This is a genomic window from Streptosporangium sp. NPDC004631 (assembly GCF_053601935.1).
Map to the genome: position 1 here is coordinate 337,300 of NZ_JBSGCR010000003.1, position 6,613 is coordinate 343,912.

The 6,613-nt window shown below is 71.9% G+C and carries 3 protein-coding genes and 1 pseudogene; 1 reads left to right on the forward strand and 3 read right to left on the reverse strand.

Annotated features, from left to right (window positions below):
• Nucleotides 1-33 precede the first annotated feature (33 nt).
• Both ACWEF2_RS04880 and ACWEF2_RS04885 read right to left on the reverse strand, forming a co-directional pair.
• Nucleotides 34-3,366: a DUF4153 domain-containing protein gene (locus ACWEF2_RS04880; protein WP_453811965.1), complete on the reverse strand. Its 3,333-nt coding sequence runs from the start codon at nucleotides 3,364-3,366 to the stop codon at nucleotides 34-36.
• Between the two features lie 181 nt (nucleotides 3,367-3,547).
• On the reverse strand, nucleotides 3,548-4,237 hold the full coding sequence (locus tag ACWEF2_RS04885; protein ID WP_453811967.1) for a response regulator transcription factor: 690 nt from the start codon (nucleotides 4,235-4,237) through the stop codon (nucleotides 3,548-3,550).
• Between the two features lie 185 nt (nucleotides 4,238-4,422).
• Between ACWEF2_RS04885 and ACWEF2_RS04890 the strand changes: the two genes are divergently transcribed.
• A complete protein-coding gene (locus tag ACWEF2_RS04890) occupies nucleotides 4,423-6,093 on the forward strand; it encodes a serine/threonine-protein kinase (RefSeq protein WP_453811969.1) in 1,671 nt (556 codons plus the stop codon).
• A gap of 22 nt (nucleotides 6,094-6,115) precedes the next feature.
• Here the strand turns inward: ACWEF2_RS04890 and ACWEF2_RS04895 are convergent.
• Nucleotides 6,116-6,522: pseudogene (locus ACWEF2_RS04895) on the reverse strand (RNA-guided endonuclease TnpB family protein); the annotation flags it as partial.
• Nucleotides 6,523-6,613 lie beyond the last annotated feature (91 nt).

The window sequence follows — 6,613 nt, forward strand, 5'->3', positions numbered from 1 at the left end:
GCGGCGGCGGAGGCCGTATCCTCCGGATCGTGGTCAGTTCTGGCTGGGGATGTCCAGCCGGGAGAGGGAGTCCGGGGAGCAGGAGACCTCGGTGCGGTACGGCCGCCGCTCAAGCACCTCCCTGGCCTGTTCCCTGGCGAGGTTCCAGCCGTTCCACGGATCGGGGGTGAGCAGGCGGTCGACCACGACGAGGTTCCGCAGCACGCAGCTGCGCGTCGGCTCGGGCAGCCGGTCCAGCGCCGGTACGGCCTCCGCCCCGAGGTCCCTCAGATACTCCTGGTCGAGCCGGCCCACCCCCCGGATGGTGACCTGGGTCTCGGCGACCCGCAGGTCCGGGTTCCACACCGCGAAGGCCAGCAGCGCCACCCCGGTCGTCACGACCAGTGCCCTGGGCAGCCATCCGGCGCGGCCATGCCGGGTGAGCCTTACCGCGCCCGCGGCCAGGACCAGCGCGAAGACCGCGCCCAGCCACCAGATCACCGCCTCCACCGTGGCACGCAGGCGGGAGAAACCGTAAGCGTCGACATAGAGGTCCAACCGGTGCAGGGCGGAGATCAGAACGACGACGGTCAGCGCGCAGAGCAGGCCGAGCAACCCGGCCATCAGCCACCGCTCCCGCCCCCGCAGCTCGATCACCCACGAGGCGACGGCCACGATCGCCAGCACGAACACGCTGACCACGACAAGCTGGAAGAACCCGGAGCGGGCGTACTCGGCGTAGGTCAGGCCGGCCGCGGACACCACCCACCGGGTGCTGCCGAACAGCACCGTCACCTGCATCGCCACGAACACCGCGAACAGCAGGTTGAGCGCGATCAGTGGGATCACCCAGAGGCCTCGGCTCACCGTGAGCCGCGGAGCCGGGGTGGGCACCTGGGCCACGGGCCGCAGGGCCACGAGCACGGCGGATGCGGCCACCACCGCGAAGCCCGCGAACAGCAGGATCCGCAGCGGCATCGACTGCGCCCAGTCCTGCGCCAGGAAGACCTGCTCGACGAGCTTGGCGAACACGGGGTCCGCCGAGGCGAACAGCGACCCGAAGAGCAGCACCAGCACGAGCGCCAGGCCGCCCCCGAGCAGCACCGGCACCACCTTCCTGCGTAGCGACATGTCTCTGACCGGCGCCGCCAGGAACCACGGCACCGGCAGCACTCCCAGAAGCACCGACGCTCCCCCCCTGGCCATCCCGAACCAGCCACGCCCGGCCCCCGACAAGGCGAGCGCGGCCAGCAGGAACCCGGCGAGCAGGAGCGGCCCGACGAGCCAGTCGGCGTCCCTGAACATCGCCATGGCGACCAGTGCGTAGGCGAGCACCGCCAGCCCCGCCGACCACGGGGTGATCCGCCTGCGCGCGGCCGGCAGGACCGCCGCCCCCAGGGCTACGGCGACGAGCACGAACCCCAGCCCCACGTCGCTGTAGGGCAGCGCCAGCGCCGCGAGCAGCCCGACGGCGGCACATGCCGGCAGCATCCAGCGAGGAGTGGGCGGCAGGTTCGGCCGGGGGAACACCGGCGGCGCCACGTACCCCCCGGCAGAGCCGCCCCTCGCCCCCTCACTCTGGACCGTCTCCCGTCGCGGCGGCCCACTTCCCCAACCGGACGCCCCCTGCGCCGGACGCGCCCCCTCCGGGCCGGGTACGGCCGGCCCCGGAGCATGTCCCCCTCCGGCCTGCCCCTGCGACGGACCAGCCGGGGGCCCCACCGGGTATGCCACCGTCCCCGTGTGGGGTGCCACCGGTCTGCCGCCGGCCGGGACAGGGGAGTCGGCCGGAACCGTGGAAGGGCCGATCGGATTCGTGAGGGGACCACCCGGAACCGTGGGAGAGCCGACCGGATTCATGAAGGGACCGCCCGGACCGGCGGAGGGGGCTGCCGGGTTTGTGGAGGGAAAAGGGGTGGTGCCGACGACCGTTCCGATGAACCCTCCGGCGACTATGACACCGGCACCGACCAGTGCCCCCAGGACGGGGTCCAGGATCCCAAAGATCATTCCGAGCGCCAGGCCGCCGAACAGCCCCAAGAAGCCGCCGACGGCGAGTCCGGCGAACGCTCCCGCCCAGTTACGCCCCGGAGCCCGCCGGGAGGGCGCGGCGTACAGCACGGGCTCGTGGATGAAAGGCGGAGGGGCTCCCTGCGGGGGCGGCGCGGGGGCGAGCGAATGCGGAGAGACCGGGGGAGCCGGGGGGATCTCGGGAGAGGCGTAGGGGATTCCGGCGGCATCGGATGCCGGGGATGCGGGGTCGGGGGTAGAGGTGGGGGCAGGAGCAGAAGCAGCGACGGGGGTGGGGGCGAGGACCGGGATGGGGGCGGGGTCAGGAACCGGGGCGGAGTCGGAGACCGGAGTGGGAGTGGGAGTGGGGTCGGACGAAGTACCCATGGCGCTCCTTTCTGGAAGGTCTACCGCGATGCGGCAACCGACGCCGTTCTCAACATGAATGGACCCGCCGTGGAGCTCAACGATCTCCTTGACGATGGCCAGGCCCAGCCCCGCGCCACCCTCGTCGGCGGCCCGGCCCGCGTCCAGCCGGGAGAAGCGCTCGAACGCCCGTGCCCGATCCTCGGGCGGAATCCCGGGCCCCGAATCGGTTACCCGCAGCCGTACCCCGGCTCCCTCGCGGACCGCCGCCAGCACCACGACCCCGCGGTCGGGGCCGTGCCGTACCGCGTTGTCCAGCAGGTTGGCCAGCACCTGGGCCAGCAGGTCGGGGTCGGCGCGGGCGCTCAGCCCCTCGGGCACCTCGCAGCGGGCCGTGACCCCGTCCCTGGCGAGTACGGCCTCACGCAGCGCCTGCTCGCACAGCGGCCGGAGCTCGACCTCCTCAAGCTCGATCCGCCGGGCCCCGGAGTCCAGCCGGGACAGGTCCAGGAGCTGGGCGACCAACCGGCCGAGCCGCTCGGTCTGGGCCAGCGCGGTGCCCAGTGTGGCGGGGTCGGGCGTCGAGACGCCGTCCACCACGTTCTCCAGCACGGCCCGGAGCGCGGTGATCGGTGTGCGGAGCTCGTGGCTGACGTTGGCCACCAGTTCCCGCCGCTGCCGATCCACCTCGCCCAGGTCCGCCGCCATCGCGTTGAAGGCCCGGGCGAGCTCGCCGACCTCGTCGCGCGAGGTGGCGGAGACGCGCAGGCCGTACCGTCCCTTGGCGATGGTCTGCGCGGCGGCGGCCATCTCGCGCAGCGGCTTGGTCATCCCCCGCGCGAGCAGCTGCACCATGATCAGGGCCAGGACCGCGGCCACCGCGACACGGACGTTGCGCGAGTAACCGGCGTTGATGCCGACCTCGTTGACCACGAACGCCGCCACCACGGCCAGCAGGATGACCATGCCGAGCTTGACCTTGATCCGGCCCAGGAAGTCGAGGGGTCTCAATGGTTGACTCATCCCAGTGTTCGAGTGACGGGAACGCGGATCGGTTCGCACCCGGCCCCCACCGGGCGCTCACCCCGGCCGATGACGGGGCGGCCGGAGCCGGTTGCGGACGGGAGCGCGGATCGGTTCACACCCCCACCCGGTGCTCACCGGCCGATGACAGGGGGACGACGGGGCCGATTCACCTGCGGACGAGGGCGTAGCCGACTCCGTGCACGGTCCTGACGACGCCGGGACCGAGCTTGCGGCGCAGCGCGCGCACGTGGCTGTCGACTGTACGGGTGGCGGCGGCCTCGGAGAACCCCCAGATGTCCGCGAGCAGCCGTTCCCGCTCGAACACCTGCCCCGGCCGTTCGGCGAGGCGGCACAGGAGGTCGAACTCGGTCCGGGTGAGCTGCGCCTCGGCTCCCCGCACGTAGACGCGGCGCTCGGCGGTGTCGATCTCGATGTCTCCGGCGCGGATGACGGTGTCCGCCACGGCGAGCTGCGAGGCCCGTTCCACCCGCCGGAGCAGCGCGTGCACCCGGGCGACCAGCTCACGCATGCTGAACGGCTTGGCCATGTAGTCGTCGGCCCCGACCCCGAGCCCCACGAGCAGGTCGGTCTCCTCTCCCAGCGCGGTGAGCATGAGCACCGGCACCGGCCGGGCCGCCTGCATCCGCCGGCACACCTCCAGCCCGTCGAGGCCGGGCAGCAGCCGGTCGAGCACCACCACGTCGGCGCCGGATCTGGCGTGGGCGGCGAGCGCCCCCTCGCCGTCCCCGACGACCTGGACGTCGAAACCCTCCGCCGCCAGCCGGTGCCGTACGGCCCGCGCGATCGTCTCGTCGTCCTCCACCACCAGGACACGTCGTTGCTGAGGGGGTGTCATGTCCCGCAGCGTAGACCGGACCTGTGCAGACAACCCCCGGTGAATTGTGAAGGTTTTGCGCACCCTCCGCCCCGAAGCGAAACCTCTCACCGAAGCCAGGGGCCACGGCCACCATGTCATCTCACTTATTGGTCCATGTGCCGCTAAGTGACTATGTTTCTGTCCGCGATGGGACGGCGAACGGGGTGAACGGGATCGACACTCGACTGCTAGCGGACCGCTACCGACTGCTCAACCCCCTCGCCGAGGGCGGTACGGGCACGGTGTGGCTCGCCGCCGACGAGCTGCTCGGCCGCGACGTGGCGGTCAAGGAGGTACGGCTGCCGCCGGACCTCGCCCCCCTCGGGCGACAGGAGGTCTGCGCGGCCGCGCTCCGCGAGGCCAACCTGGCCGCCCGGCTCAAACACCCCTCCATCGTCACGGTCCACGACGTGATCGTCGAAGAGGACCGGCCCTGGCTCGTCATGGAGCTGCTGTCGGGCGCCTCCCTGGAGCAGACCGTCCGTCGGCGAAGGCCACTGCCGGTACGCCAGGTGGCTCGAATCGGCGCGGGGGTTCTCAGCGCGCTCACCGTGGCGCACGCCGCCGGGGTGGTGCACCGGGACGTCAAGCCGGGCAGTGTCTTTCTCACCCGGACCGGCCGGGCCGTCCTGACCGACTTCGGCGTCGCCGTCGTAGAGGACGACGGCAACGGCGGCGGCGACAGCGACGGCGAGGGCGGCGGCGAGGCGACGGCCGGGCGTACCGACCACCTGGTCGGCTCACCCAACTACATCGCCCCGGAGCGCCTGCGCGGCGAGCGCGGCGGCCCCGCCTCCGACCTGTGGTCCCTCGGCGCCACGCTCTACTTCGCCGTCGAGGGCCTGCCCCCGCACCCCGCCGAGACCGCCATCGCGGCGATCGGCCGGGTGCTCACCGAAGCGGCCAGGCCACCGGAGCGGGCCGGGCGGCTCGGCCCGCTGCTGATGCTCATGCTCGCCCCCCAGCCCGAGAACCGGCCGCCCTTCGAGGAGGTCGCCCGGTCCCTCCAGGAGATCGCCCTCGGCCGTCCGGTCGCCCCGTCCCCACCAACGCCCGCGCCCGCGCCCGCGCCCGCGCCCGGAAAGGATCTCGCCCTCCTCGCACAGCCGGCCGACTCCACATCCGCCCCCGCTCCGGCCCCGCCGGGGACACGCCGGGGACGCACCGCGCTGTGGGCCGCGGCCGAGGTGGCCGTGGTGGTGGCCGTCATCGCGGCCACCGTGGGCGTGGTCCACCTCGTCTCGGACCGTACGGCCCCGGCCCCGGTCGAGCCGACCGTGCCCGCCGGGCTCAGCGAGAAGCCCGGCGCGTTCGCCACCCCGGTGGACCTGTGCGACCTGGTCCCCGTGACCGACGTCAGGCGGCTCCTGCCCGGACTGAGGACGGCGGGGCGGCCGACCAACAGCGGCGGCTGCCAGTGGACGACCTCCGGAATCGGCCTGGAGGTGTATCCCTCCGGCTCGGACAAGCAGTGGGGCAAGAGTCCGCGCCAGGCTCACGAACTGTTCGTCAACCAGCGCAACGGCACGCTGCCCAACGGGCAGACCGCCTGGAGCTGGTCGGACATCCAGGCGTCGTTCCGGTCCGCCAGGTCCACCGGTCCTCTCCGGGTCGGACCGGTCGGGGACGAGGCGTTCGGCTACGACCTCTACGAGAACCGGAAGACCGGCAGGCTGGAGAAGAGTCATGTGGCTCTCCGGGTCGACAACCTGGTTCTCGAAGTCGCCTACACCGTGGTGGACGGCAGCAAGGACGGTCCCGCGATCCGAGCGGGTGCTCACACCGCCGCGACCTGGGTCGCGGACGCGCTGAACAGACAGAAGGCGAGTGGTTGACATCCTCCCCCTCGTAAACGAGGGGGATTCCCACGGTCGCCCGTGAGGTTTCCTGCTTCACCGCCGGTTGCCCGCCCGAGAGGACTCTCGTTGAGGTCTTACACCAGCTCCACAGGCGTTTCAGCTCTCCGCCAGCCCGGCGGCGAGCACGTTCCTGGCCGCGTTGACGTCCCGGTCATGGACCACGCCACACACGCACTCCCATTCCCTGACGTTCAACGGCATCTTGTCTCGCAGCGCTCCGCAGGCCGAGCACAGCTTGGAGGAGGGGAACCAGCGGTCCACAACCGCCAGTTCCCGCCCGTACCAGGCGGCCTTGTACTCCAGCATCGACCGCAACTCCCGCCAGGACGCGTCGGAGACGGCGCGGGCCAGGCTGTGATTCTTGACCATGTTGCGAACGGTCAGATCCTCCACGGCGATCACTTGGATGCCCCTATGTTGGTCAAGTGGTCATGCTGGAGTGATTCCATGATCTTTGGCTGCTGCTTTGACCAAGGCGAAGATCTCGCGGGCGACG

What these genes read in the sequence shown, in the direction of transcription:
- ACWEF2_RS04885 (WP_453811967.1), bottom strand. Translation starts at nt 4,237, where the DNA reads ATGACACCCCCTCAGCAACGACGTGTCCTGGTGGTGGAGGACGACGAG.